The organism is Pseudomonas frederiksbergensis, assembly GCF_000802155.2.
Lineage (GTDB): Bacteria > Pseudomonadota > Gammaproteobacteria > Pseudomonadales > Pseudomonadaceae > Aquipseudomonas > Aquipseudomonas frederiksbergensis_A.
This window is the reverse complement of record NZ_JQGJ02000028.1, coordinates 20,161-45,220: the sequence shown is the minus strand read 5'-3', so window position 1 is coordinate 45,220 and position 25,060 is coordinate 20,161. Positions and strand designations below refer to the sequence as shown.

Sequence of the window (25,060 nt, the reverse complement as noted above, 5' to 3'; positions counted from 1 at the left end):
GCGTGTCTTTTTGAACGTGGGCGACAGGTGCACTTGGCGTCTATGTATTATCCCTGACGATGAACACCGTCCCTGTTGGCGTATCGTGGCTGGGAAGTGTCTGGATGCCGCCCCTGAGGCTGATGAGCTTATTGTCGTTGTGGGCATTTTCCATTGCATTCATGGTTTCGTGACCGAGTTGATTTGACAACGCAATGCCGAAATCCCTTGGGTTGATACGCGGGATGATGATGTCTTGGGTTTCTGTGCGATGCAGTGTCATGAAAAATATGAAGTCATGCTCTGCGCGCTTGAACACCACGTTGGGAAAAGACGGTAACGAACGGGCCGGGAAAACCGTGTAGCCATTGCGTTCAAGTCGTTCGGTCATGAATTTCATGAGCTCGATATCATCCGCTATCACTGGGAAGGTACGTGACGGCGGCAAGAAAAAGCTCGGATCGAAGTCCAGTCGGGCCAATGGTCCGGTCGGGGAGGGCGGTGGCAATTGAAGAGAACGATTGAACCCTGCAAGTTCCGCAGAGACGGGCAGTGTCGGTAGCATCAGAAGAGGATCGGTCAACACTGGGTGCAGCGAGGCCGTTTTATCCTTCCAGTTGTTGAACACCTGTCTCAGCGTGGTCAATCCCCGAGCATCGGCGAAATAACTGTCGTTGGCGAGTTCAAATTGTCTGCGTGAAAACTTGCTCTGGGTGTCCGCCCTCAGTTCCGGGAAGAACTCGATGGCATAGCCCACCAGCGGCTTTTCAAAAGGAAGTCTCGGATCAATCGTCCAGTGGTTATCGGGCGGTATCTGGATGGCGGCACGAGGCTGCTCATGCAAATGAAAGAAAAGAAGGTTTTCAAACGTATCGAAGTCATAAGGACGATGCCTGGGGTCCTTGATATAGATAATGGAGCGTCGCCTCGCCTTGTCGTTCTCCACCGTCTGGTAGTGATGGCCGTCTATGGTGATGCGATCGGATGCTGCATACGCCGGGGAGATGCGCCAGCTGTCGAGCATGGAGGGTTGTTGGGGCCCCTGGTCTCGTGTCATGGCGCCTTGCTGACGCCAGAGTGAGCTGCCCGGCATGCGTTCCAGGCGGGGGCCTGAAGGTAGGAGCTCACTGTCCAGCTTGGCCCTGAAATGTTGTTCGGAATCCCTTGCCACCTGGACTGTCTCACCGCTTTCCAAGGTGACATACGAGCGCGTGCCAAACGTCCGGATTCCGGTTGCGGTGTCTGCGACGGGTAGCCTGTCGGAGAAAGCGTTCCTGAGATAATAACGAGTCAAGGAGGTCGAGGCGCTTGGACCGGCCGTGGGTGCGGATGCGCTTAGGTTGGCTATCACGACGGTGGGAGAGGGCGCGGCATCCGATCCGGATGCTTGGCCCGTTGCGGAATCCTGCGTTGTATCAGGGTTCCATGGCCTTGTCGGCCTGGAAGGTCTTTCCGGTACCGTGTCGGGCGCAGTAGGGCCGGTTTCGGAGGAAGTACCGGCACTGCGTCGGGGTTTTTTTGGAGGTGCCATTCAGTTCGTTCGTCTCTTGTAAGAAATGAAAATGCAAATCGCCCGAGCAGGGGCTCTCGAATATCGATTCTCGTCGAGGCTCGAGCTGCAGATGCGGTACTTATGTATCGCAAAGGGATTTACCGGTTAGTGGCTGTGTTTCAGGAATTTGAGAGTGAGCTGAATGGCGAGTTGTAAAGGATCGATGTCCTGTCCGAGATACCGTTCGGTGGGTAAATGGGTTCTGCTGAAAGCCCCGAGCAATATCGTGGCAACTTCAAGGTCGTCAGCTTCTGTCGGTGTCACCCTTTCTGACAGCTCGACGAACACGCTGCGCAGGGTCTTCAATACATCAATGGAAAAGACGGCGGTTTCGTCGAGGTTGCGCTGGATGAAATCCTGAAATCGAACGATGTGGTGTTCACACAGGTTGACCTTCTTGAGTTCGCTCGCTTTCAGCAGGCGGAGTCGATCCGTACGCAGGCACCATGTCCGTTTTTCCAGATCGTAGGTGACGGTCCCTGCCGAACCATCCCTGACGGCAATATTGCGTACTTTTATTTCCGTGGCGGCCAGTGTGGACAGTTCCACTGGAAGTGTTTCGCTGGGTGTTTTCGGGGGGCGAAAATATCGGGCATCGATGGCGTCTGCATCGACACTTTCAAAGAGGATGTCGACGGCATGGACGACGCCGTTGGCAGTGATGATGTTTATCTGGTCGATCAGGTCTTGCGCGCCATATTCAGGTAGATGAATGAGCACGCTTCCGATCTGCAACAACTGGGGATGCAGCTTTATCGTTACGTGGCCAAGGCCAGTGGCGTCGAGTTCCCAAGTGGACGCCACTGGCAGTCGAGGCGTCGCAGTTGCCAGGGCGCCCGGCGTGCAGAGGCGTAGCGTCATGTGTGGCTTCAAATGAACCAGATAGGTAGAGCCTTCACCTATCAGGACTTCAACACCCGTCAACACAGGAGGCGGCGTCAACTGGGCGCATGTCGCCTGGGTACCCATGACGAAGGGCTCTTTGTCCCTTGGAAGGCGGAAGGCGTAGGTGTGCTTTGTCGGTGGGAGTGGCAATGGCAGGTCAGATGTCCAGGCCAGTGGGGCTGCTTTGGTGATTTTGCGGTCCAGGAAAACCGCGGGGGCGGGAGAGGCGGGAGCAAGCCTATAGGACTTTCCATCCTGCATGACCAGTATGAAAACGTGTTGCAACCTCAGCTTGGAATACAAGCGCCGGTCGGCCACCCTGGCGGTGTAACGTTCATCGGAGCTTGCCAGGTTCGCAATGTGTACTCGACTGTTGCCGAAGTGCAACGTCAGGTCACACTTCCCATACCGGAGGGTGTCGAGATCGCCGTCCTTCGTTAGATGGATAGTGTAGTGGGCTTCGATTTGCGTCAGTTCGGCGCTTGAATAGTCCACATGGAGCGTCGTGGCGTAGGGGCTAGGTTGTTTGATGTCCACTGTGGTTTCGCCGACAAAGCGCGAAAAAAAGTAATCGCTGTCTTTGTCGCGAGGAACTATCGATGTCCCTTTATCCAGCAAGATGGAAGGGTTCCTGGGGGTGCCTTGCTTGGTTACAACAATGCTGGCCTTGTAAGAAGCGTTCCCTTCCAGTACGTCAGGCAAGTCTGGCGCGAGCTGGTAACCCTCTTTTGTCAGGAAAATCAGCTTTTTGTTGTTGAGGTGCCGGCGATGCCCAACAGTTTTATACACATCCCTGATGACGACGTGACGAGCATCCATATCATTCGAATCGAAAACCGAGGCAATGGTCAGGTCATGTCCCGTGACCTGCCAGTGTTCAATCAAATCTGCCCTCCAGTTCAGCAGGACAATGCTGCTATCCAGTCCGTCTTCCTTCAGGGTTATGCAGCCGGGTTTATGAGCAATGACGTATGAATCGTTTCCGGGGCCGCCATCGGCCTCAAGGTTATTTGCACCCAGGAGATAAATGCTGTCATCGCCGCCACCCGCTTCGATGCTGTCATGGCCCTGGGACCTGATGATATTGGCGGCATCCGTGCCCTTGATGATATTTGTGCCACCTTCGTGGATCTCGATGTTCTCGATACTCTTCAGTACGGTCTGGAGATGCTCTGTGTTGTCGGCTTTGATAATGAACACCTGGTCGCCAGCGAGATCGACACGGTATCCCCGTTTCGATAGCTGATGACCTTCGGGCCGGCCCGCCAGGATGAGTGTGTCGCTACCTTGCCCGCCATCCAGCGAGCTGGGTCCGACACTATCCTCCAGCTTGTTGGGAAGCGCGTTGGTTCCTTCAAACATGAACACATCGTCTTTTTCACCACCGCTCAGGTGTTTGATGCCGTTGCCGTAGCGAAAGGTGTTCTGCTTTTTTTCGACGCCCAGGATGGTGTCGTTGCCGTCGCCGATATTCCAGTGGACATTTTTATGCATGGCCGATGCGCCGATCGTGGCCCCGGGCGTATCGATATTGACGCCATTACGAGCATCGACCGTATCGTCGCCGTCTAGAATCTTCGGTCGCTGATGGTGTTCGAGATATTTTTCACCGGTCAGCCACGAGGTTGAATTGAAAGTCACCTCTTCTAGTTCTACATGGAACGCGCCGTTCACGATGGCTTCGGTGGTGTCCTTCAGTGGTCCCTTCAACAGGAGAGCCGCTTCGGCTTGGAGCTGTTTAGTGTGTTCGGTGGTGGCTTTGGCAATGATGTAGCGGTTCTGGATTTCCTGGTCCGGTTCCAGAAGCCAGAACGCGAGCCAACCGGTGCGAAGGCGCTCATAGGCAGTGAGTTCGATGTACTCGTCGATCTCTTCGACTTGGCGGACGGCCCCCCAGATCTGCGACCCGACCGCGAGGGCGAGGCCGGCCACCAGGCCGACTGGGCCGGCGGCGGAAAAGCCGGCCAACGCTGCTACGCCTATGCCCACGGTCATCACCGCGCTGGTGATGCTCAGGGCTGCGCTGACGTAATGGTCCGTCGCTTGCCTGCCGGTGCTTTTAGCTGCCGCCTTGAAGGCGTCGACTGCGCTGACAATGTCGATCGGAAGCGTCAGTGCGCTGGCAATCAGCCCGGCGCCACGGCGCAGTCGCAAAGCCAATTGTGTCTGGGCGAAATCCTTGGCGGCGCCTTGAGCGGCCGTGAACATGCGCGTGGCTTGCCTGACGACGGCGTCTTCGACGGCGATCGATGTCATTTCCGCGGAGAGACTGATGCTGTTGAAGACAACGTTGTAGTCGTCCTTGTTCTTGATAGCGTCCTGCAGCCCTCGCAAACCACTGTAGACACCAAAGGCCTGCAGCCCCAGGCCTGTGTGGGACATGGTTGTGCTCTTGGCCTTGTTGGCCCAGGCCAGTGTGGTGTGTTGGAGGGCCTGGGGGATGTTGAGCTTTTGGGCGTAGCTCAGGATTTTATCCAGTTTTCCTTGAAGGCTAGCCGGGGCAGGCTTATCGGCGGTTTGAATCAGCAGGGGAGGGGCGGCGAGAGGTCGTTGGCAGGCCAGTTCGAACAGCAATGTCGTCAATCGGTAATCTTCGGGATCGACGATCGATCTTATCTGCGCTTCGATAGCGTCCGCGCTGAACTGCAGCGAGTTGACGAAGAATCGATTGGGTATACGCAAGAAGGTGTTCTGGCCGTTCAGGGGCTGTCCATCAATCGTTGCGCCCAACGCATCCAAGGCGGAGCGGGTCACGGTCAAGGAAGCGATATTCAGTGGGCCATATAACTCGTCCACGACGGCCAGTTGGGCACGCCTGCGTTTTCGTTCTCGATCAGCCGGCACATCATCGGCCAGGCCAAAGTCCAGGGTGCTGGCGGTCCGTTCGTTGGCGCGATCGCCAATATCGGTAACCACCACGGCAAGATCGTCCGGCGAGGGACGAGGGGGATTTTCAAGCATTCGGAACATCCATGTTCGAGTGGAAAACCCTAATATCCAACGAGTTTCCTGAACATGTATATCGAAGGGGTGTTGCGATATGTTTTCCCAGCCTTCCATGGCCAGGCCATAAGACGGTTCGAGTGCAAGCTTAATGGTTGGACAGGAGAGAGGCCGCGCCGGCGCTGCCAAACAGCCCGGCGCTGATGCGGTTGAACCAGCTTTGCCCCTTGCCGCTGCGCAAGTAGCGTGCCGCTCCGTGGGCGCTGAGCCCGTACATGACTTTGCAACCCAGATCGAGCACCGTCCAGGTGGCGATCATGATCAGCAACTGTGGCAGGAAGGGCTGTTCGGCGCTGAGGAACTGCGGCAGGAATGCGGCAAAGAACAGGATGTCTTTCGGATTGCTCGCCCCCAACACGAATGCCCGGCCAAACAGCGCACGGAAACGAGGAACCGCGGCAGCCTGCGGCACTTCGGCGCCCTCGGATGGCTGGCGCGATTGCTGCCAGCTCTGCCAGGCGAGGTAGAACAGGTACAGCGCGCCGACAATCTTCAGCGCGCTGAACAGTTGTTCGGAGGCCAGCAATAGTGCCCCCAGCCCCAGAGCCGAGGCGCTCAACAGGCAGATCGAGGCGATGACTCCACCCAGGAACGCCGGATAGGCGCGTCGCAGGCCGTAGTTCAGGCTGTTGCTGATCATCAGCAACGATAACGGGCCTGGGATGAGTATCACCACCAAGGCGGCACCGCTGAACAACAACCAGGTTTCCAGATTCATTGCTTTGCTCCTGATGTACAAAAGCCCCACCCAACGGGGTGAGGCGGGTAAGGCATGTGCCGCTTACAAGAAGATGAACTTGGCGATGAAGATCGCGCAGAGCACCCACAGGCTGACGGAAATTTCCTTGTGTTTACCGGTGCCGGCCTTGAGCACGACATAGGTGATGAAGCCCAGGGCGATGCCATCGGCGACCGAGAAGGTCAAGGGCATCATGATTGCGGTGACGATCGCCGGAATGCTGTCGGTCGCTTCGTCCCATTCTATGTGGGCCATGCCGCCCATCATCAGCATGGCCACATAGATCAAGGCGCCCGCGGTGGCGTAGGCCGGGATCATCCCGGCCAGCGGTGCGAAGAACATGGCGGCAATAAATAGCACACCGACTGTCACGGCGGTAAGCCCCGTGCGGCCACCGGCCGCGACACCGGCGGCGCTTTCCACGTAGCTGGTCACGGGCGGCACGCCGACCATGGCGCCGAAGACGCTGGAAGCACTGTCGGCCTTCAGCGCCTTGGACAGGTTTTCGATCTTGCCGTCGGGTTTGACCAGGCCGGCGCGCTGGGCGACGCCCATCAAGGTGCCGGCGGTGTCGAACATGTGCACAAACAGAAACGCCAGCACCACGCTGATCATGCTGACGTTGAACACGCCGGCCACATCCATGGCCATCCAGGTCGGTGCCAGGCTTGGCGGCGCGGACATGACGCCGTTGTAGTGCACCAGCCCCAGGCCCCAGCCGGCCAGCGTCACGGCAATGATGCTGATGAGGATCGCACCAAATACGCGGTGGTAGCTCAGCACGGCGATCATCAGGAAACACACGGCAGCCAGCAGCGGTCCTGGTTCATGGAGCGAGCCCAGCTTGATCAACGTGGCGGGGCTGTCGACGATGATGCCGGCAGTCTTCAGGCCGATCAGCCCGAGAAACAGCCCGACCCCCGCGCCCATGGCGTAGCGAAGGCTCACCGGAATACTGTTGAGCAGCCATTCACGCACCCGCGACAAGGTCAGCACCATGAACAGCACGCCGGAAACAAACACGGCGCCCAGGGCGGTTTCCCAGTTGTAGCCCATGGTGCCGACCACGGTATAGGTGAAGAAGGCGTTCAAACCCATGCCCGGCGCCAGGCCCACCGGCCAATTCGCATAGAGGCCCATCAACAGGCAACCCAGCGCTGCGGCGATGCAGGTGGCGACGAACGCGGCGCCATGATCGATACCTGCGTCGGCCATGATGTTGGGGTTGACGAAAATGATGTAGGCCATGGTGATGAACGTCGTCAGGCCGGCAATCAACTCGGTCTTCACCGTGGTGCCATGCAAGCTGAGTTTGAAGATACGCTCCAGCCAGCCATTGCGTGACGGCGGCGAAAGATCCAAGGTCTGGGCTTCGGGTTTGCGGCTTTCCACAGCGAGTACTCCTCAAGAGTTTTATTGTTATTTCCGGCACCGCACGCCCCCTGAGGGTGGTGGCGAGGCTTTGAGGCAGGTAAGGCTGGCGTAGTTGTTGACCTGTTGGTCAGGAACTCGCACGAAGCGAATTATGCTTTTGTATACAAATAAAGCAAATAATGTTTTCTGTATTGTCGACGAAAAATTTGGCGATAGGGCTATATCGCCAGCGCGGGAGGCTTCAGTCCCCAGATTTCCCGAGCGCCTGGTTCACCGCCAGCCAGCCATCCACCGCCGCTTCCCCAGCCTCGGCAAACACCCGCTCCAGCAATTTCACCTGTTCACGGCGCAGTGCCTGTTCAAATCGCTGGCCCTCGTCGGTCAATGCCAACAGCCGCTTACGCTTGTCGGTCTCGGATGCGACGCTGTTGACCAGGTGCATCTCCATCAATTGCCTCAACGGCATGTTCAGCGCTTGTTTTGTCACACCCAGCAACGCCAGAAGCTCCTTTACGCTCAAGGATGGGTAGCGGGCAATGAAAAAAACGATGCGCTGGTGCACTCGGCTCAAGCCACGGCGTTCGAGCATTTCATCCGCCTTGGCGGTAAACGCCTGGTAACCAAAGAAGAACGCTTCCATGGCCATCTGTTGGGATGTCGGGTTTTTAAGGTCAAGCATATTGACGTTTCCAGAGATGACGGAGTAGTTTCAGTCAAGCAGTTTGACTTATTTCTCCAACGCCTCGCTACAGGTGACCCCATGGCTTTTTCCGAACGTGTCTCGCGCCTCAAAAGTTCTTTGATTCGAGAAATCCTCGCCGCGGCGCAGCGCCCGGAAGTGATGTCGTTCGCCGGTGGCCTGCCGGCGGAGGCCATGCTGCCAAAGGTGGAGTGGGAGGCAATGCCGCTGTCCATGGGCCAATACGGCATGAGCGAAGGTGAGCCGGCCTTGCGCGAAGCACTGGCCGCACAGGCGCGATCGTTGGGCCTGGCCTGTGAGGCTAACCAGGTGCTGGTGGTCAGCGGTTCCCAGCAAACCCTCGATCTGGCGGCCAAGTTGCACATCGACGTCGGCACCGAGGTCATGCTCGAAGCGCCGACTTATCTCGCGGCCCTGCAGATTTTCCAACTGTTCGGCGCTGACTGCATCACCGTGCCCCTTGAGACGGACGGCCCGGACCTGGAGCAGTTGCGCGCCCGGTTGGAGCGCCATCGCCCGGCGTTCATCTACCTGATCCCAACGTTCCAGAACCCTTCGGCAGTTCGCTACAGCGAGGCCAAGCGCGACGCAGTGGCGGCGCTTTTGGATGAATTCGGCGTGACGCTGGTCGAAGACGAGCCCTACCGCGAACTGACCTTCGACGGCGGCAGCGCCACACCTATCGCCAGTCGCCTGAAGAAGGCCAGCTGGATCTACACCGGCACCGTGTCGAAAACCCTGTTGCCGGGCCTGCGGGTCGGGTATCTGATCGCCAGTCCGGACCTGTTCCCGCATCTGCTGCGGCTCAAGCAATCGGCGGACCTGCATACCAATCGCATCGGCCAATGGCAGGCGCTGCAATGGATCGGCACCGAGCAGTACCGCAACCATATGCATGAACTCAGGAATTTCTATCGGGATCGGCGCGATCGGTTCCAGGCTGCGCTACACAGGCATTTTGCCGACATTGCCGACTGGAACATGCCGCAGGGCGGATTGTTTTTCTGGCTGACGCTCAAGCAACCGCTGGACACCCGGACCTTGCTCGCCAAGGCGCTGGAGGCGGACGTGGCGTTCATGCCGGGTGAGCCATTCTTTCCAGAGCCGGACACGCATCCTGGGCATTTGCGCCTGAACTTCAGCCACATCGATCCGGCGCGGCTGGATGAAGGTTTGAAGCGCTTGGCGGGGGTGGTGCGGGAGGCTTTGGCCGCGAAGGCGGCTTGACGTTGGAGTGATTGCTCTGGCCGCTTCGCGAGCAGGCTCCCACAGGAAGATTGCATTTCCATGTGGGAAGCGAGCCTGCTCGCGAAGGGCCATCAACCCCAGCACAAATCCTCAGACCGCCGAAAACCGCTTATCCAGGTAATCAATGATCACCTTGGACTCATACATCCAGGTGGTCTCGCCATTTTCCTCGATACGCAGGCACGGCACCTTGATCCGGCCACCTTGTTCCAGCAGTGTCTGGCGATCCTGCTCGTTGTTCTTGGCATCGCGTAAGGCCACCGGCACGTTGAGGCGGCGCAGGGCACGGCGAGTCTTCACGCAGAACGGGCAGGCATGGAATTGATACAGCGTAAGCCCGCGAGCCGCCTGGTCAACTTGCGCCTGGGCTTGGGCCGGGCGCTGTTTCTTGCCGGGGCGGGTGATGAAGTCGATGAAGATGATGAGCTGGCCCAGGCCAACTCGAAGCGCTTTGACGATCACGTTATAGCCTCACGGCGGGAAGAAGAGGGCGCGCAGCTTACCTGATTTTTCATGGGCGAAAAAAAACCGGCGATCAATGCCGGTTTTCTTCGTGGGGACGACTTACTTGATGAGGCTGAGGAATTCCATGCGGGTCGCCGCATTTTCGCGGAACTCACCGAGCATCACCGAAGTGATCATCGAGGAATTCTGCTTTTCCACACCGCGCATCATCATGCACATGTGCTTGGCCTCGATCACCACCGCCACGCCCAGGGCACCGGTCACCTGCTGGACCGCATCGGCGATCTGGCGGCTGAGGTTTTCCTGGATCTGCAGGCGACGGGCGTACATGTCGACGATGCGCGCAACCTTCGACAGGCCCAATACCTTGCCGCTCGGGATGTAGGCCACATGGGCCTTGCCGATGAAAGGCAGCAAATGGTGCTCGCACAGCGAGTACAACTCGATGTCCTTGACCAGCACCATCTCGCTGTTATCGGAGCTGAACAAGGCACCGTTGGTGACTTCTTCCAGGGTCTGTTCATAACCGCGGCAAAGGTACTGCATGGCCTTGGCAGCGCGCTTGGGCGTGTCGAGCAGGCCCTCGCGGGAAACGTCCTCGCCCAGTTGGCCGAGAATCGCGGTGTAATTCTGTTCCAGAGACATGAAACTACCTGTGGGATTTTACGCAAAGGGCAAGGGTACGGTGGCGGACACGGCGCTGCAAGCTCGGCAATCGAGGGGTTACTCGTCGCGGCCTTCCATCATGGTGCGCTTGAGCATCACGTACACCGCTCCAGCGCCGCCGTGTTTCGCCTGGCAGGAGGTGAAGCCAAGCACTTGCGGATGCTGGCGCAGCCAAGTGTTGACGTGGCTCTTGATCATCGGCCGCTTGCCGTCCAGTCGCACGGCCTTGCCGTGGGTGACGCGCACACAGCGGATTTCGAATCTGGTGGCTTCGGCCAGGAACGCCCAAAGGGTCTCCCGGGCCTTTTCGACGGTCATGCCGTGCAGGTCGAGGCTGCCTTCGAAAGGAAACTGGCCGACCTTGAGCTTGCGCATCTGGCTTTCCTGTACGCCGTCGCGCGCCCACATCAACTCGTCTTCAGGGCCGACGTCGATGACGAACTGATCGGACAACCCGTCCACGGTCGTGGCGTCGGTGCGTACGGTGGCGGCTTGGCGCAGCTTGGCGATCTGTGCGCGATCGGCCTTGGGTTTGCCCGTTTCGGCGCGATCGTGTTTGATTGGTTTTACGCCCTGGATCGCACTTTTGAACAGGGAAAAGTCGTCGTCTTGCATGTCAGCCTCCGCGAAGGCCGGCCAGTTTACCCAACTCCGGTGGGATAGGGCGCGACAAAACGTCGGATGGCGGGATCAGTCGTGCTTTTTCATCAGGTGCGGAGCCATGGCCAGCTCCAGGGATTGGCGGGCGCGACGGCGGCAACGGCGCCAGAGCCAGACGCCCAGCAGCAGTACCAACAGGCCGACTGCCAGGATGATCGCCGAACCCAGCGGGGTGGCGTTCAGCTCGCCCAGCGCGGGCGGGCGGCCGAGCAGGCTGGCGGCACCGGCCATCGCCAGCAGCACACCCAGCGTTGCCAGCAGCGCCGCGAACCCCGCGCCGATACGAAATCGCCAGTTGCTCGGGCCTTTGGGCCGCAAGCGACGTGCGTCAAAACCATCGGATATCTTCATTCCGACCTTCCTCAATGGGTATCGGCCCTTCGACCGGAAGATGTTCGGGTTGTTCCTGACACTAGGTCAATTGAAGGAAATGAGAGGCTTTTGCGGATGAGCGGCGCAGCAAGCCGCTCACCGAAGCTGTCAGGTGAAGTCGCGGGTCAGGGCCAGCGTGGCGAAGTTATCGGCCATGATCGCCATTTCAGTCTGGTGCACGTGTTCGGCGCTGAGCACGCCGCCCTTGTGCGGCAGGTCGCGGGTGGCGCAGGCGTCTTCGACCAGGGTGCAGCGGAAACCCAGGTTCTTGGCGGCGCGCACGGTGGTGCTGACGCTGGAATGGCTCATGAAACCGCAGACGATCAGGTCCAGGGGGCCGAGGTCTTCCAGGCGCTTCTTCAGGTCGGTGCCATGGAAAGCGCTGGGCAGCAGTTTTTCAATCACGGTTTCGTCGCCCAGGGGTTCAAGGCCCGGAATGAACTCGCCGCGCTCGCCCTGTGGATCGAACAGCCCGCCATGGGTGCCCAAGTGGCGCACATGCACGATTGGCCGCCCGGCGGACCGGGCTGCGCCGAGCAGTTGCTTGATGTTCGCGACTGCTGCATCCATGCCGCTCAGGGCCAGGGGACCGGCGAGGTATTCTTTCTGGGCATCGATGATGATCAGCGTCGCTTGACTCAGGTTGGCCGCTGCGTAACCGCGGCCGCTGAGTTGAAACATCGTTTTTGGAACGGACATTCTGGGGCTCCTTCGAGTGGGGCTTTTGCGACATTCTCCTCTGGCGGAGCGGTTCTGTGAATCGCTTCCATCGCAAGCGCCGTCGTTGCTGGCCTACAGCCTTGTCAAGATCGACAGCTTGTTCAATGGGGCGCGCAGAAAACGGATGATTCCTACGTTTGAAACACTGTTTTCTTTAGGCTTCGGGTCGCGTTTGGGTAGGCACACGTTTGGCTGGTAGACTCGCCCGTCGATTTTTCTGGAGTTTGCCGTCGTGATCACTTCCCGCCTTCGTACCCTGCGCGACCATATCCGTTGGGCCGTCAGCCGTTTCCATGGGGAGGATCTGTTCTTTGGCCATGGCACCGACAACGCCTGGGACGAGGCGCGCCAACTAGTGTTGGGTGCATTGCACCTGCCGTGGGAAATTGCCGACAGCTACCTGGATTGCCGCCTCGAAGACGAGGAATTGGTGCACGTGCAGCGCCTGTTGCACCGCCGCATCGCAGAGCGTATCCCAGCCGCCTACTTGCTGGGCGAGGCTTGGTTCTGCGGGATGTCGTTCATCGTCGACGAGCGCGTGCTCATTCCGCGTTCGCCCATCGGTGAGTTGATTGAAAAACACTTCGAGCCTTGGTTGGGCCAGGCGCCTGCGCGAATCCTCGACCTGTGCACTGGCTCCGGTTGCATCGGGATTGCCTGCGCCTATGAGTTTCCCGAGGCTGAGGTGGTATTGGCCGACCTGTCGTTCGAGGCGCTGGAAGTCGCCAACCAGAACATCGAGCGCCACGGTGTGGATGAACGGGTGTTTACGGTCCAGGGCGATGGTTTCGATGGGTTGCCGGGGCAACGTTTCGACCTGATCGTGTCGAACCCGCCCTATGTCGATGCGGAGGATTTCGCCGACATGCCCCAGGAATACCAGCACGAGCCTGAGCTGGGCCTGGCCTGTGGCGACGATGGCTTGAACCTGGTACGTCGGATGCTGGCCGAAGCGGCTGATCATCTGACGGAAAAAGGGTTGTTGATCGTCGAGGTGGGCAACAGCCAGGTGCATGTCGAGGCGCTGTACCCGGAAGTCGACTTCGCCTGGCTGGAGTTCGAGCGCGGTGGGCACGGTGTGTTCATGCTCAGTGCCGAACAGTGCCGCCAGCACCAGGCGTTGTTCGCTTCGCGGGTTTGAGTCCGTTCATCGGCGGGCTGCGTTGGTGGCGGGGAGCTTGCTCCCTCGCCACGGGATCAAAGCTATCCCTTGCGTTCAACGCTGTGATCAATGCCGCGTAGCGATCCAGATCAACAGCCCTGCCTGGAACATCGCAAACGCCACCAGGCAAGTGATGGTGAAGCGCAGGCCAGTGTCTTCACGCTTGAATTTATTGACCTTCTCTTCCTGCTTCTGCAGTTTGACTTCCTGCTCCGCCAGGTTCTGCTCGGCCTGTTGCAGCATCTGCGCGGCTTCGAGGATCTCGACGAATTGCAGCTTCTCGGCGTTCCAGTCGCCCAGCAGGTCACCGACTTGTGTTTGCTTGACGCTGCCCTTGAGATGTTGGGCGTCGGCATAGACCACTTCGAAACCGTGGGCCTTGAGGAAGTGATCACGGCGCAGGCGGGTGTCTTCGTTCAGCGCGTCCTTGTTGTTCAGATCGGTGCCTTCGACCCGATAGCCCGACCAGCGCTTCTTGGCCCAGGTGATCCCTTGCGCGGCGAGGAAGCGGCCGATGCCTCGGTTCAAGGGCTCGACTTGCAAGCTGTCCGGCGAAAAGAACAGGCGCTTCTCGACATGATCGGCCCAGACATCCAGATGATTCTGCTCCTTGCGCACCCGTTGCCCAGGCAAGCGGATGATCATGCGCAGCAAGCTGCGTTCCTTGCTGTGGCGTTCGGCATAGCTGAACTCGACAAACCGCAAGGGCCGCGCACCGGTGGCGCGGTCGGTCTTGAGCGGGGCCAGCCGGAGCATCTTGTGGTGCTCGGCCTCAACGTCCGCCCAAGGCAGCTCTGGCGCCGATGGAGCTGCTGGCGCGGCCGTTTCGGCGGCGGTGTCGGGAGAAGTCTGAGTTTCAGTCATAACGGCAAAAATCCTGTCCAGGCCGGCTTGTCGACAGCCGTTGCGCTGTCCGACACCGGTTTATCGGCCGTTTTTGCCAGGACTGGAGGGCAATTGGCCTGTATCGCGGCCCCACGTGCTCAATGGGCAACGATCGAGCCGATAAAGCGCAGGATGTGCGTCCCCAGCTCCGCCGCCAGTGGCAGGTTCGGATCCTTGTAGGAGGCCAGTTGCCGCTTCACGTCGTTGGGCACGATGCGCATCACATGGTTCATGCCTTTGATCAACGCCAGCTCCGCGTCGGGTTTGGCCGCTTTCAATTGCCGGGCATCGTCGATGCTGACCTGGATATCGTGGCTGCCCTGGATGATCAGGGCCGGCATCTTCAAGGCTGCGAAGGCCTGGGCCGGGTCCTGGCGGAACAGCGACATCAGGTAGGGCTGCACGCTTGGGCGAAAGATGACCTGCAATTGAGGGGGAACATTGGGATCGGGGCGGCCGGCCTTGAGGCTGTCGAGCAACTCGTTGCTGCGCAGCATCAACGGCGGGGGCAGGCGGGCGCTGAGTTGCTGACGCAAGACCTGGTCGATCGGACGGGCGCTGCCGGCCACCGAAATGACCGCCGCCGCGTTGGCCTGGGGCGCCGCGAGGCTGGCAATCAGCGCGCCTTCGCTGTGGCCCAGCAGGATCAACGGGCCCAGTCGTGGATCGGCGGCCAGCTTGTGGCTCCAGGCCACGGCATCGGCAACGTAGGCTTCGACGCTCAGGTTGCGTTCGTCCGGGGTGGCCGCGAGGCTGGCAGCCACGCCGCGCTTGTCGTAGCGCACGCTGGCGATATTCTGCCGGGCGAGCACCCAGGCCAGGCGCTTGAGGCTGTCGTTGCGCCCGCCTTCGGGGTTGTTTCCGTCACGATCCGTAGGGCCTGAGCCAGAAATGATCAGGACAACGGGCACCGGCGTGTCGGATTTTGGCAGAAGCAGGGAGCCGAAAAGTTCACCGTTGCCAGTGTCGAGGCTGATGGGACGTTGCAGCACGGTGGCCTGGGCAAGGCTGCAGGCCAGGCCAGTGAACAGGGTAAGGCTCAACACGATCAGTTTTAACATCATGACGCCATGAGTTGCGAAGGTGCCGGTTGGACTGGCGGGCACCGATAAGGTTCGAGGATGAACTACTCGGGGAGCCTGCGTATACTGGCGCCCATCTCGATCTCTCAGCGATTTCTCGGAGCACCCTGCATGTCCGGCAATACCTACGGCAAGCTGTTCACTGTCACCACCGCGGGCGAAAGCCATGGCCCGGCGTTGGTCGCCATTGTCGACGGCTGCCCGCCGGGCCTGGAGATTTCCCTGGAAGACCTTCAGCGTGACCTGGACCGCCGCAAGCCCGGCACCAGTCGCCACACCACCCAGCGCCAGGAAGCCGATGAAGTCGAAATCCTCTCCGGCGTCTTCGAAGGGCGCACCACCGGCTGCGCCATCGGCCTGCTGATCCGCAACACCGACCAGAAGTCCAAGGACTACTCGGCCATCAAGGACCTTTTCCGCCCGGCTCACGCCGATTACACCTACCACCACAAATACGGCGAGCGCGACTACCGCGGCGGCGGACGCAGCTCGGCCCGGGAAACCGCGATGCGCGTGGCGGCCGGGGCGATCGCCAAGAAATACCTGGCGAGCCAGGGCATTGTCATCCGCGGCTACATGAGCCAACTGGGCCCGATCGAAATCCCGTTCAAGACCTGGGATTCGGTGGAGCAGAATGCCTTCTTCAGCCCCGACCCGGACAAAGTGCCGGAGCTGGAGGCCTACATGGACCAGTTGCGCCGTGACCAGGATTCGGTCGGTGCGAAGATCACCGTGGTCGCCGAAGGTGTGATGCCTGGCCTGGGCGAGCCGATCTTCGATCGCCTCGACGCCGAACTGGCCCACGCGCTGATGAGCATCAACGCGGTGAAGGGCGTGGAAATCGGCGCCGGTTTTGCCTGCGTCGCCCAACGCGGCACCGAGCACCGTGACGAACTGACCCCGCAAGGTTTCCTGAGCAACAACGCCGGCGGCATCCTCGGCGGCATCTCCTCGGGCCAGCCGATCGTCGCCCACCTGGCGCTGAAACCGACGTCCAGCATTACCACGCCGGGCCGCTCCATCGATATTCATGGCAACCCGGTCGATGTCATCACCAAGGGCCGCCATGACCCGTGCGTGGGCATTCGCGCCACGCCGATCGCCGAAGCAATGATGGCGATCGTGCTGATGGATCATCTGTTGCGCCATCGCGGCCAGAACGCCGACGTCAAAGTCGGCACGCCGGTGCTGGGTCAGCTTTGATGGCTGGCCTGCCGACCGCCGTGGCCTGACGATCATGGCGGCGTTGCCGTACTGGCGGCTTTCCAGTTTCTACCTGTTCTATTTCGCCTTGCTCGGTTCGACTGCGCCGTTCCTGGCGCTGTACTTCGATCACCTGGGATTCAACGCGGCGCGCATCGGCGAGCTGGTGGCGATTCCCATGCTGATGCGCTGCGTGGCGCCGAACCTCTGGGGCTGGCTGGGGGACTACACGGGCCGGCGCCTGGCGATCGTGCGGTTCGGCGCGATCTGCACCCTGTTGAGCTTTTCGCTGATCTTCATCGACAAAAGCTACGCCTGGCTGGCGATGGTCATGGCGCTGCATGCGTTCTTCTGGCATGCGGTGCTGCCGCAGTTCGAGGTCATCACCCTGGCCCACTTGAGCGGGCAAGCCTCGCGCTACAGCCAGATCCGCCTGTGGGGCTCCATCGGTTTCATCATCACCGTGGTTGTCCTTGGCCGCTTGTTCCAATGGCTGAGCCTGGACATCTACCCGGTGGCCCTGGCCTTGATCATGGGCGGCATCGTGCTGAGCAGCTTCTGGGTGCCCAACGCCCAGCCGGTGCAGGGGCCGCGGGTGGCCGGGGACGGTTTCCTGCGGCAATTGCGCAATCCGGGCGTGCTGGCGTTTTATGCTTGCGTCGGCCTGATGCAAATGAGCCATGGGCCGTATTACACCTTCCTGACGTTGCACCTGGAGCGCCTGGGCTATAGCCGTGGGTTGATCGGCGTGCTCTGGGCCGTCGGCGTTGTGGCCGAGGTGTTGGTGTTCCTGTTCATGAGCCGGATCCTGGCGCGGTTTTCCGTGCGGCGGGTGCTCATGGTCAGTTTCCTGCTGGCGGCGCTGCGCTGGTTGCTGCTGGGCTCGCTGGCCGAGTTCCTCTGGGTACTGTTGTTTGCTCAGGTGTTGCACGCGGCGACGTTCGGCAGTTTTCACGCCGCTGCCATCCATTTCGTGCAACGTAGTTTCGGCCCGCGCCAGCAAGGCCAGGGCCAGGCGCTGTACGCCGCGCTTGCCGGGACTGGCGGGGCGTTGGGCGCACTGTATTCCGGCTACAGCTGGAATGCCTTGGGCGCCGGTTGGACATTCAACATCGCCAGCCTCGCAGCCTTCGCTGCAGCCGTTATCATTGCCACACGCATGCAAGAGGACAGGCCATGAGCCTTACCCGTGAACAGCTCGCCCAGGACATCATCGACGCCGGGCGTTTTTTGTACGGTCGCGGCTGGTCGCCGGCCACCAGCAGCAACTATTCGACCCGTTTATCCGCTGACCAGGCCTTGCTCACCGTATCGGGCAAGCACAAAGGGCAACTGGGTATCGACGATGTGCTGGCCACCGACCTGGATGGCAACAGCCTGGAACCGGGCAAGAAACCGTCGGCCGAAACCTTGCTGCACACACAGTTGTATCGCTGGCGCCCGCAGATCGGTGCAGTGCTGCACACCCATTCGGTCAATGCCACGGTGCTGTCGCGCCTGACCCGCGAAGCCTTCATCGACTTTGAAGACTATGAACTGCAAAAAGCCTTCAGCGGCGTCACGACTCATGAATCCCGCGTTCGGGTACCGATTTTCGACAACGACCAGGACATCGCGCGCCTGGCCGCCAAAGTCCAACCCTGGCTGGAGGCGCATCCCGATTGCGTCGGCTACCTGATCCGCGGCCACGGCCTGTACACCTGGGGGCCGGGCATGAACGATGCGCTGCGCCAGATCGAAGCGTTTGAATTCCTGTTCGAGTGCGAACTCAAGACCCGCGCACTCCTGAACCGATAATTGCTGGAGCCATTGCCATGAGCAGCCTGTCCGTCTACCACGTCTCGAGTCCCGAGATTCCGAACAAGGTACTGACCCATTTCGAGGACATCGCCTCGACCCTGGCCGAAAAAGGCGTGCGGTTCGACCGTTGGGAAGCTGCGACGAGAATCCAGCCCGGCGCCAGCCAGGATGAGGTGATCGCTGCGTACAAGACCCAGATCGACAAGCTGATGATCGAGCGCGGCTACGTCACGGTCGATGTCATCAGCCTCAACAGCGACCATCCGCAGAAAGCCGAACTGCGAGCCAAGTTCCTCGATGAGCACCGGCACGGCGAGGACGAGGTGCGATTCTTCGTCGCCGGTCGTGGCCTGTTTACCTTGCACATCGACGATTACGTCTATGCAGTCCTGTGCGAAAAAAACGACTTGATCTCGGTGCCCGCCGGCACGCCGCACTGGTTCGATATGGGCGAACACCCGCATTTCGTTGCCATCCGCCTGTTCAACAACCCGGAAGGCTGGGTCGCCAAATTCACTGGCGACGACATCGCCAGCCGCTTCCCGCGCCTGGAGGATTGACTTCGTGACGATCAAAGCCATTCTCACCGACATCGAGGGCACCACCAGCGCGGTGAGTTTTGTCTTCGACGTGCTGTTTCCCTATGCCGCCGAGCACCTGCCGGACTTTATCCGGCACAACGCCGGACGCGCCGACGTGGCCGGACAACTGGACGCTGTGCGTCGAGACAGCGGCGAGCCGGACGCTGACATCGAGCGGGTCGTCGCGATCCTGCTGGGCTGGATCGCCGAGGACCGCAAGGCCACGCCGCTCAAGGCGTTGCAGGGCATGGTCTGGGAGCAGGGCTACCAGGCCGGCCAATTGAAAGGTCACGTTTATCCGGATGCGGTGCAGGCGCTGAAAGACTGGCACCAGCAAGGCTATCGGCTGTTTGTGTATTCCTCGGGCTCGATCCAGGCGCAAAAACTGATTTTCGGTTGTTCCGAGGCAGGCGACTTGTCGCCGTTGTTCAGCGGCTATTTCGACACCACGTCAGGGCCCAAGAGAGAGACGCAGTCGTACCAGCGGATCAGCGAGGCGATGGGCATTGCGCCGGCCGAGATCCTGTTTCTGTCGGACATCGTCCAGGAACTGGACGCGGCCCGTGAGGCCGGGATGGCCACCTGTGGCTTGGCGCGGGAAAGTGGCGAACTGCTCGGTCATGAGACCGTGGCAAGCTTTGCCGACATCGAGCCGTCGCGGTTCGGCGCCTGAAGGTCGGGCAAAAAAAATCAGGCCATGGAACCGAGGTTCCAGGCCTGATCCCAACACAGCGTGTCAGGCGCTGTGGTAGGTCGGTAGCGCGAAGCGATGCTGGCTCTGCAGCATCGCCACCGGCGGCAACTCGCTGGCTTGTTCAGCCAGATCGCGGCGAATCGCACTGATGGCCCAGGACAATTGGTCCCCGGCGTGCAATTGCGCGTAGGAAATCGTGCGTTTGAACAGTTTGCCGTCGCTGTTGCGCAAGGTCAGCAGGATCCCGCCATCCGGGCGTGCCTGAGTGGTGACTTCGTAGTTGGAAAACAGCGATGCAAACTTCTCTTGAATCATATTCATCGTTCATTGCTCCATGGTGTGGCAAACCGTGGAGGGGGTGTTGCAGTGTCTGTGCCAGCATTCGATTGATCGTAAAGCGCTTAAAAAACAAAGACTTATGAATTTGGTTGATTTTCGCTTTCGTGCAACTTGCATGAACGGCCATCGTGCATCCTGCATTTTGCGTGGTCGGGCGATTATTTTTGGAACCAAACCGTGTCCCCGCGCTCACGTTTCGCCTGTTCCAAGGCTGCGGATACAAAACATTGCAAAAACCGCATGTACAGCCTTGGAATCGCTGGCGTACTTTCGATCCAGCTTTCGCGTAACCCCACATAAGAACCGCGACCCATAAGGTCGGCCGGGGAAGGATCACCCATGAGTCGTACACCCAGCGACGCCATTACCTGGGGCATGATGCTGCGCAAGTTGCCCGCCATTGCCAGCGCTGTTCCCCGCATTGTCAAAGGCATGAAACTCGCAAACGTCCAGGACCCCACCCAGCCCTGTGGCCTGGGTTGGTGCTTCGAGCAGGCCACGCAACGCAATCCCCAAGGCGCGGCGCTGCTGTGCGGCGATACGGTGCTGAGTTATGCACAGGTCAACGAGCAGGCCAACCGCATCGCCCATTACCTGTTGGCGCAAGGCATCGTGAAGGGCGATTGCGTAGCGATCTTTATCGAGAACCGCCCACAGCTGCTGGTCACCGTGCTCGCGGTGGCGAAGGTCGGCGCCGTCAGTGCGATGATCAACACCTCGCAAACCGAGGATGCCCTGGTTCACAGCCTTGCATTGGTCACGCCTGTTGCGGTGGTGGTCGGGGATGAGCGGGTCGCTGTGTTCAACGATGTGCGCGGTCGGACCGGGCTGCCGGACGCTCGAACCTGGTGGGTGGCTGACGAGCAGAGCGACACGGTGCCGTGCGGATTTGTCGACCTGACTCACGCAAGCGAGCAATACCCAGGCGAGAACCCAGCCAACAGCCAGCGAGTATTTTTCAACGACCCCTGTTTCTACCTCTATACCTCCGGCACCACGGGCCTCCCGAAGGCAGGGGTGTTCCGCCACGGGCGCTGGATGCGCACGTCCACCAGTTTCGGCCTGATCGCCTTGGACATGAAGCCCGAAGACATCGTCTATTGCACGCTGCCGCTGTATCACGCCACCGGGTTATGCGTCTGCTGGGGCGCGGCGATCTGCGGAGCCTCGGGGTTCGCGATCCGCCGCAAGTTCAGCGCCAGCCAGTTCTGGAGCGACGTGCGTCGATATCGCGCGACTACCCTGGGGTACGTGGGGGAGCTGTGCCGCTATCTGATCGACCAGCCGGCGAGCGTCACGGACCGGCAGCATCGCGTGACGAAGATGATCGGCAATGGCCTGCGCCCTGGCGCCTGGGCGGCGTTCAAGACACGTTTCGGTGTCGGGCATATCTGTGAGCTTTATGCGGCCAGCGACGGCAACATCGGCTTCACCAATATCCTCAATTTTGACAATACCGTCGGTTTTTCCCTGATGGCCTGGGCGTTGGTGCAGTACGACCACGACAGCGGGACCCCCTTGCGCAACCTGCAAGGACGCATGCAAAAAGTCCCCAAGGGTGAGCCGGGCCTGCTATTGGCGCGCATCGACGAGAAGGCGCCGCTGGATGGCTACACCGACCCGGCGAAGACCGAGAAAACCATCTACCGGGACGTCTTCGTCCCTGGCGACCGCTATTTCAATACCGGTGATCTGTTGCGCAGTATTGGCTTCGGTCACGGGCAATTCGTCGATCGTCTCGGCGACACTTATCGCTGGAAAGGCGAAAACGTTTCCACCACGGAAGTCGAGAACGTGCTGCTCCAGCATCCGCAGATTGCCGAGGCGGTGGCCTATGGCGTTGAGATCAACGGCACCAATGGGCGCGCCGGTATGGCCGCGATTACCCCGGCCGAATCCCTGGCGACCCTGGACTTCAACGAACTGCTGCGGTTTCTGCAATGCAAATTGCCCGCCTATGCGGTACCACTGTTCTTGCGCATCAAAGTGAAGATGGACACCACCGGCACCTTCAAGTACCAGAAGACGCGCCTCAAGGCCGAAGCTTTCGACCCGTGCCTGGCGGGTGACGAACCGATCTACGCCTGGCTGCCCGACAGCTCGACCTATGTGCGGGTGGACCGGCAATTGTCGATGGGGATCCAGGGCGGACACTTTCGCTATTGATTCTGGCTATGGCCGTTGCAGAGAAAAAAGGGATGACAGGCGCAGGGTCCCTCGGGAAACTAGCGGCTTTGCGATGAGCCAACTGGAGTTTTCCCAATGTCCGATACAAGCCGCCAGATGACCCCGGAAGAGGCAGCGGAATTTGCGGAGCAGGTTTTCAACGTTGCCCGCCAGGGCGACGCCGCGATGATGGCCGCGCTGTTGAGCAAAGGCTTGCCGCCGAACCTGCGCAACCACAAGGGCGATACCTTGCTGATGCTGGCCGCGTACCACGGGCATGTCGAGACGGTAAAAGTCTTGCTGGAGCACAAGGCCGATCCGGAAGTCCGCAATGACAACGGCCAGAGCCCGATTGCCGGTGCGGCTTTCAAGGGTGATCTGGCGGTGGTTTCAGCCTTGGTGGATGGCGGCGCGCAAGTGGAAGGTTCCTCGTTCGACGGTCGCACGGCATTGATGATGGCGGCGATGTTCAACCGGGTCGAAATCGTCGATTACCTGATCAGTAAAGGCGCCGATCCCAAGGCCAAGGATGCCAACGGCGTCTCGGCCCTGGATGCGGCCAGGACCATGGGCGCGGTGGATACCACGGCGCAGTTGGAGAAGTTGTTGGGCTGACCTCGCCAAAGGGAGTGGGGGATGCGCTATCCTTCGCCCCCGCAAAAATACATCGCCACAGGAATAGCCCAATGAAAGCCGCACTCGTCGAACTCATCAGCAAAATCAGCTCCGGCTGCCTGGGCGAGGCGCAGATCGAGACGATTGCCGATGAGGCGGCCCAGGCCTACGCGGACCCAGTGGCTTTCCTGGCGGCCAATCCGGACATCAACTACGACGACACCTTCCCGATCCCGCTAGGGGAGTGGGTGGTGGTGGGAAGCCTGCCGGATACCGTGTTGTTCCAGGCAGATACCTATGTCGAGTTGTTCGAGCAGATTGTCGCCTCGTTCGGCCCCGGCGTCGCGTTCAACCTCAAGCCCAAGCAACTGGCGAAGACTGAAGCGCTGACCGCGCTCAACCGCATCCAGATCCAGATGAGCAGCCTGAACAAGGAAAATGGCGGCTATGTGCTGATGAACTTCAGCCAATTGCTGGACGATGAATTGCAAATGGTGCTGGTGTACGGCAATGACGTGCCGCGCGTACTGCAATTGTGCGCCGAGGTGGGCATCGCCGCGGCTCCGTCCCTTGAAGCGCTCAAGATCGCGGTCCACGTCTGACGCAATAAAACGGAACCCTTGCCCTGGCGCCGCTATCCTAAGTGGGCATATCACCATTCGGGAGCGACACCATGGGTTCCACTTTCAACGGCCTGGTAGGCCTGATTATCCTGGCGCTCGATATCTGGGCGATCATCAATGTACTCAAGAGTGGCGCGGGAACCGGGGCGAAGGTCCTCTGGGTATTGCTGATCCTCCTGCTGCCGGTATTGGGCCTGATCATCTGGGCGATTGCAGGGCCGCGTGGCAACGTGCGCGTCTGACCGTTCCAATAACTCTCCAATAAAAGAAGGCCCGACAGGCCATGACCTGTCGGGCGTTTTTTTTTGCGCGTCGGTATCAGGCCGTTGCCAACGACGTTTTTTGCGATGCACTCAAGAAGCGCAGCAATGCCAGCAGCGGGAAGGCGCTGCCGACGATCACTACCCACAGCCAGCCACCGTGTTCATAGACAGCGCTGGCAATCGACGAGCCGAATGCGCCGCCGACGAAGATGCTGGTCATGTACAGCGCGTTCAGTCGACTGCGGCTCTTGGCGTCGAGGGCGTAGATGGTGCGTTGGCCCAGGACCATGTTCATCTGTACGCAGAAATCCAGGACCACGCCGGTCACCGCCAGGCCAATCACGCTGTAGGCCGGATGGATGAAGGCCGGCAGGAAACTCAGGCTGGCGAACAGCATCGCCAGCAGCGAAGCGATCCGGGTATGACCGGCATCCGCCAGGCGACCGGCAATCGGCGCGGCGATGGCGCCGATGGCCCCGACCAGGGCGAACAGCGCTATTTCCGTCTGTGACAGGCCATGGTTACGCGCCAGCTCCAAGGGCACGGCGGTCCAGAACAGACTGAACGTGGCGAACATGCAGGCTTGGTAAAACGCTCGCTGGCGCAACTGCGGCTGCTGGCGCAACAAGGTGCCGAGCGAGCCCAGCAATTGGACGTAGGACGCGCTGTGGTCGGGCTGGCGCTTGGGCACGGTCAACGCGAGGACGATGCTGATGGCCGCCATCAGTGCGGCCGCGATGATGAACATCGCCCGCCAGCCGAAATGATCGGCGATGACGCTGGAGACCGGCCGAGCCAACAGGATCCCCAGCAACAGGCCGCCCATGATCCCACCGACGACCCGTCCCCGGGATTCCTCAGGCGCCAGGTGCGCGGCCAGCGGAATCAGGACCTGTACCGAGACGGAACTGAAGCCCACCAGCAGCGAGACCATGAGGAACACGTTCGGTTGCTCGGTGAACGCCGCGCCCAGCAGGCTGGCTATCGCTACCAGTGTGGTGAGGATCATCAAGCGCCGGTTTTCCAGCAGGTCGCCCAACGGCACCAGGAAAAACAGGCCCAGGGCATAACCGATCTGAGTCAGCGAGACGATCAGGCTGGCCATGGTGCTGGACAAGCCGACGTCGGGGGCGATCAGTTCGATGATGGGTTGGGCGTAGTAGATGTTGGCAACGATCGCGCCGCAGCAGAAGGCGAACAGCAGGACCATGCCGCGGGTCAGGGTGACGCCGGGCGAGGAGGGATGGGCACTCATGGCAATCTCATCGATCAATTGAAAGGATG

25 protein-coding genes are annotated in these 25,060 nt (G+C 60.1%); 11 read left to right on the top strand and 14 right to left on the bottom strand.

Features of this window, described 5'->3' with window-relative positions:
- Nucleotides 1-40 precede the first annotated feature (40 nt).
- The 5 genes from JZ00_RS27680 to JZ00_RS27660 all read right to left on the bottom strand — a co-directional run bounded on the left by JZ00_RS27680 (nucleotide 41) and on the right by JZ00_RS27660 (nucleotide 8,211).
- Nucleotides 41-1,174: a hypothetical protein gene (locus tag JZ00_RS27680; protein WP_152668481.1), complete on the bottom strand. Its 1,134-nt coding sequence runs from the start codon at nucleotides 1,172-1,174 to the stop codon at nucleotides 41-43.
- Between the two features lie 462 nt (nucleotides 1,175-1,636).
- Nucleotides 1,637-5,377, bottom strand: a complete 3,741-nt coding sequence (locus JZ00_RS27675; RefSeq protein ID WP_052742389.1) for a calcium-binding protein — start codon at nucleotides 5,375-5,377, stop codon at nucleotides 1,637-1,639.
- A 130-nt stretch (nucleotides 5,378-5,507) separates the two neighbouring features.
- Nucleotides 5,508-6,137, bottom strand: a complete 630-nt coding sequence (locus JZ00_RS27670; RefSeq protein ID WP_039594374.1) for a LysE family translocator — start codon at nucleotides 6,135-6,137, stop codon at nucleotides 5,508-5,510.
- Nucleotides 6,138-6,200: 63 nt separating this feature from the next.
- On the bottom strand, nucleotides 6,201-7,550 hold the full coding sequence (locus JZ00_RS27665; RefSeq protein ID WP_039594375.1) for an NCS2 family permease: 1,350 nt from the start codon (nucleotides 7,548-7,550) through the stop codon (nucleotides 6,201-6,203).
- Between the two features lie 223 nt (nucleotides 7,551-7,773).
- The gene (locus tag JZ00_RS27660) at nucleotides 7,774-8,211 is read right to left on the bottom strand and encodes a MarR family winged helix-turn-helix transcriptional regulator (protein ID WP_039594376.1); all 438 of its coding nucleotides are present in this window, start codon (nucleotides 8,209-8,211) and stop codon (nucleotides 7,774-7,776) included.
- Nucleotides 8,212-8,292: 81 nt separating this feature from the next.
- On the opposite strand from JZ00_RS27660, the gene JZ00_RS27655 reads away from it, so the two are divergent.
- Entirely contained in the window at nucleotides 8,293-9,459 is a 1,167-nt protein-coding gene (locus tag JZ00_RS27655; RefSeq protein ID WP_039594377.1) for an aminotransferase-like domain-containing protein, read from the top strand.
- A gap of 111 nt (nucleotides 9,460-9,570) precedes the next feature.
- Here JZ00_RS27655 and JZ00_RS27650 read toward each other — a convergent pair whose 3' ends face one another.
- From JZ00_RS27650 to JZ00_RS27630, 5 genes are all read right to left on the bottom strand, one after another.
- On the bottom strand, nucleotides 9,571-9,942 hold the full coding sequence (locus tag JZ00_RS27650) for a glutathione S-transferase N-terminal domain-containing protein (RefSeq protein WP_039594378.1): 372 nt from the start codon (nucleotides 9,940-9,942) through the stop codon (nucleotides 9,571-9,573).
- Between the two features lie 102 nt (nucleotides 9,943-10,044).
- Nucleotides 10,045-10,590, bottom strand: a complete 546-nt coding sequence (gene folE / locus JZ00_RS27645) for a GTP cyclohydrolase I FolE (RefSeq protein WP_030142335.1) — start codon at nucleotides 10,588-10,590, stop codon at nucleotides 10,045-10,047.
- Between the two features lie 78 nt (nucleotides 10,591-10,668).
- Nucleotides 10,669-11,226: a Smr/MutS family protein gene (locus tag JZ00_RS27640; protein WP_039594379.1), complete on the bottom strand. Its 558-nt coding sequence runs from the start codon at nucleotides 11,224-11,226 to the stop codon at nucleotides 10,669-10,671.
- Between the two features lie 75 nt (nucleotides 11,227-11,301).
- Nucleotides 11,302-11,622 carry a hypothetical protein gene (locus tag JZ00_RS27635; RefSeq protein ID WP_039594380.1) on the bottom strand — a complete coding sequence of 107 codons (321 nt, stop codon included), beginning with the start codon at nucleotides 11,620-11,622 and terminating at the stop codon, nucleotides 11,302-11,304.
- Between the two features lie 129 nt (nucleotides 11,623-11,751).
- Nucleotides 11,752-12,342, bottom strand: a complete 591-nt coding sequence (locus JZ00_RS27630; protein ID WP_039594381.1) for a cysteine hydrolase family protein — start codon at nucleotides 12,340-12,342, stop codon at nucleotides 11,752-11,754.
- A 253-nt stretch (nucleotides 12,343-12,595) separates the two neighbouring features.
- Between JZ00_RS27630 and prmB the strand changes: the two genes are divergently transcribed.
- On the top strand, nucleotides 12,596-13,504 hold the full coding sequence (gene prmB / locus JZ00_RS27625; protein ID WP_039594382.1) for a 50S ribosomal protein L3 N(5)-glutamine methyltransferase: 909 nt from the start codon (nucleotides 12,596-12,598) through the stop codon (nucleotides 13,502-13,504).
- A gap of 87 nt (nucleotides 13,505-13,591) precedes the next feature.
- Here prmB and JZ00_RS27620 read toward each other — a convergent pair whose 3' ends face one another.
- Together JZ00_RS27620 and JZ00_RS27615 are read right to left on the bottom strand one after the other, a co-directional pair.
- Nucleotides 13,592-14,389 carry a hypothetical protein gene (locus JZ00_RS27620; protein WP_039594383.1) on the bottom strand — a complete coding sequence of 266 codons (798 nt, stop codon included), beginning with the start codon at nucleotides 14,387-14,389 and terminating at the stop codon, nucleotides 13,592-13,594.
- A 119-nt stretch (nucleotides 14,390-14,508) separates the two neighbouring features.
- On the bottom strand, nucleotides 14,509-15,474 hold the full coding sequence (locus tag JZ00_RS27615; protein WP_039594384.1) for an alpha/beta hydrolase: 966 nt from the start codon (nucleotides 15,472-15,474) through the stop codon (nucleotides 14,509-14,511).
- Between the two features lie 129 nt (nucleotides 15,475-15,603).
- Between JZ00_RS27615 and aroC the strand changes: the two genes are divergently transcribed.
- The 5 genes from aroC to mtnC are packed head-to-tail and all read left to right on the top strand — an operon-like array spanning nucleotide 15,604 to nucleotide 19,749.
- The gene (gene aroC, locus JZ00_RS27610) at nucleotides 15,604-16,695 is read left to right on the top strand and encodes a chorismate synthase (protein WP_039594385.1); all 1,092 of its coding nucleotides are present in this window, start codon (nucleotides 15,604-15,606) and stop codon (nucleotides 16,693-16,695) included.
- 31 nt (nucleotides 16,696-16,726) lie between these two features.
- A complete protein-coding gene (locus JZ00_RS27605; protein ID WP_200900501.1) occupies nucleotides 16,727-17,875 on the top strand; it encodes an MFS transporter in 1,149 nt (382 codons plus the stop codon).
- The gene (locus JZ00_RS27600) at nucleotides 17,872-18,492 is read left to right on the top strand and encodes a methylthioribulose 1-phosphate dehydratase (protein WP_039594387.1); all 621 of its coding nucleotides are present in this window, start codon (nucleotides 17,872-17,874) and stop codon (nucleotides 18,490-18,492) included. The genes JZ00_RS27605 and JZ00_RS27600 overlap by 4 nt, the downstream gene beginning before the upstream one ends.
- Nucleotides 18,493-18,509: 17 nt before the next feature.
- Nucleotides 18,510-19,055: a 1,2-dihydroxy-3-keto-5-methylthiopentene dioxygenase gene (locus JZ00_RS27595; protein WP_039594388.1), complete on the top strand. Its 546-nt coding sequence runs from the start codon at nucleotides 18,510-18,512 to the stop codon at nucleotides 19,053-19,055.
- A 4-nt stretch (nucleotides 19,056-19,059) separates the two neighbouring features.
- A complete protein-coding gene (mtnC, locus tag JZ00_RS27590) occupies nucleotides 19,060-19,749 on the top strand; it encodes an acireductone synthase (protein WP_039594389.1) in 690 nt (229 codons plus the stop codon).
- Between the two features lie 63 nt (nucleotides 19,750-19,812).
- Here mtnC and JZ00_RS27585 read toward each other — a convergent pair whose 3' ends face one another.
- Entirely contained in the window at nucleotides 19,813-20,091 is a 279-nt protein-coding gene (locus tag JZ00_RS27585; protein WP_030142324.1) for a DUF3509 domain-containing protein, read from the bottom strand.
- 357 nt (nucleotides 20,092-20,448) lie between these two features.
- Between JZ00_RS27585 and JZ00_RS27580 the strand changes: the two genes are divergently transcribed.
- The 4 genes from JZ00_RS27580 to JZ00_RS27565 all read left to right on the top strand — a co-directional run bounded on the left by JZ00_RS27580 (nucleotide 20,449) and on the right by JZ00_RS27565 (nucleotide 23,755).
- Nucleotides 20,449-22,275, top strand: a complete 1,827-nt coding sequence (locus tag JZ00_RS27580) for a long-chain-acyl-CoA synthetase (protein ID WP_039594390.1) — start codon at nucleotides 20,449-20,451, stop codon at nucleotides 22,273-22,275.
- Between the two features lie 96 nt (nucleotides 22,276-22,371).
- Nucleotides 22,372-22,890, top strand: a complete 519-nt coding sequence (locus tag JZ00_RS27575; RefSeq protein WP_039594391.1) for an ankyrin repeat domain-containing protein — start codon at nucleotides 22,372-22,374, stop codon at nucleotides 22,888-22,890.
- Between the two features lie 71 nt (nucleotides 22,891-22,961).
- Nucleotides 22,962-23,492 (top strand): hypothetical protein, encoded by a 531-nt coding sequence (locus JZ00_RS27570; RefSeq protein WP_039594392.1) that lies wholly within the window; start codon nucleotides 22,962-22,964, stop codon nucleotides 23,490-23,492.
- A gap of 71 nt (nucleotides 23,493-23,563) precedes the next feature.
- Nucleotides 23,564-23,755 carry a PLDc N-terminal domain-containing protein gene (locus JZ00_RS27565; protein WP_039594393.1) on the top strand — a complete coding sequence of 64 codons (192 nt, stop codon included), beginning with the start codon at nucleotides 23,564-23,566 and terminating at the stop codon, nucleotides 23,753-23,755.
- A gap of 76 nt (nucleotides 23,756-23,831) precedes the next feature.
- On the opposite strand, the gene JZ00_RS27560 is transcribed toward JZ00_RS27565, so the two are convergent.
- Complete coding sequence (locus tag JZ00_RS27560; RefSeq protein ID WP_039594394.1) at nucleotides 23,832-25,031, bottom strand: MFS transporter; 1,200 nt, start codon at nucleotides 25,029-25,031, stop codon at nucleotides 23,832-23,834.
- Between the last annotated feature and the right edge of the window lie 29 nt (nucleotides 25,032-25,060).

Excerpts from the sequence above, each read along its gene's own strand:
- JZ00_RS27675 (WP_052742389.1), bottom strand. The coding sequence starts at position 5,377 with ATGCTTGAAAATCCCCCTCGTCCCTCGCCGGACGATCTTGCCGTGGTG.
- JZ00_RS27670 (WP_039594374.1), bottom strand. The coding sequence starts at position 6,137 with ATGAATCTGGAAACCTGGTTGTTGTTCAGCGGTGCCGCCTTGGTGGTG.
- JZ00_RS27660 (WP_039594376.1), bottom strand. The coding sequence starts at position 8,211 with ATGCTTGACCTTAAAAACCCGACATCCCAACAGATGGCCATGGAAGCG.
- JZ00_RS27655 (WP_039594377.1), top strand. The coding sequence starts at position 8,293 with ATGGCTTTTTCCGAACGTGTCTCGCGCCTCAAAAGTTCTTTGATTCGA.
- folE (WP_030142335.1), bottom strand. The coding sequence starts at position 10,590 with ATGTCTCTGGAACAGAATTACACCGCGATTCTCGGCCAACTGGGCGAG.
- JZ00_RS27640 (WP_039594379.1), bottom strand. The coding sequence starts at position 11,226 with ATGCAAGACGACGACTTTTCCCTGTTCAAAAGTGCGATCCAGGGCGTA.
- JZ00_RS27635 (WP_039594380.1), bottom strand. The coding sequence starts at position 11,622 with ATGAAGATATCCGATGGTTTTGACGCACGTCGCTTGCGGCCCAAAGGC.
- JZ00_RS27630 (WP_039594381.1), bottom strand. The coding sequence starts at position 12,342 with ATGTCCGTTCCAAAAACGATGTTTCAACTCAGCGGCCGCGGTTACGCA.
- JZ00_RS27620 (WP_039594383.1), bottom strand. The coding sequence starts at position 14,389 with ATGACTGAAACTCAGACTTCTCCCGACACCGCCGCCGAAACGGCCGCG.
- JZ00_RS27615 (WP_039594384.1), bottom strand. The coding sequence starts at position 15,474 with ATGATGTTAAAACTGATCGTGTTGAGCCTTACCCTGTTCACTGGCCTG.
- aroC (WP_039594385.1), top strand. The coding sequence starts at position 15,604 with ATGTCCGGCAATACCTACGGCAAGCTGTTCACTGTCACCACCGCGGGC.
- JZ00_RS27600 (WP_039594387.1), top strand. The coding sequence starts at position 17,872 with ATGAGCCTTACCCGTGAACAGCTCGCCCAGGACATCATCGACGCCGGG.
- JZ00_RS27595 (WP_039594388.1), top strand. The coding sequence starts at position 18,510 with ATGAGCAGCCTGTCCGTCTACCACGTCTCGAGTCCCGAGATTCCGAAC.
- JZ00_RS27585 (WP_030142324.1), bottom strand. The coding sequence starts at position 20,091 with ATGAATATGATTCAAGAGAAGTTTGCATCGCTGTTTTCCAACTACGAA.
- JZ00_RS27580 (WP_039594390.1), top strand. The coding sequence starts at position 20,449 with ATGAGTCGTACACCCAGCGACGCCATTACCTGGGGCATGATGCTGCGC.
- JZ00_RS27575 (WP_039594391.1), top strand. The coding sequence starts at position 22,372 with ATGTCCGATACAAGCCGCCAGATGACCCCGGAAGAGGCAGCGGAATTT.
- JZ00_RS27570 (WP_039594392.1), top strand. The coding sequence starts at position 22,962 with ATGAAAGCCGCACTCGTCGAACTCATCAGCAAAATCAGCTCCGGCTGC.
- JZ00_RS27565 (WP_039594393.1), top strand. The coding sequence starts at position 23,564 with ATGGGTTCCACTTTCAACGGCCTGGTAGGCCTGATTATCCTGGCGCTC.
- JZ00_RS27560 (WP_039594394.1), bottom strand. The coding sequence starts at position 25,031 with ATGAGTGCCCATCCCTCCTCGCCCGGCGTCACCCTGACCCGCGGCATG.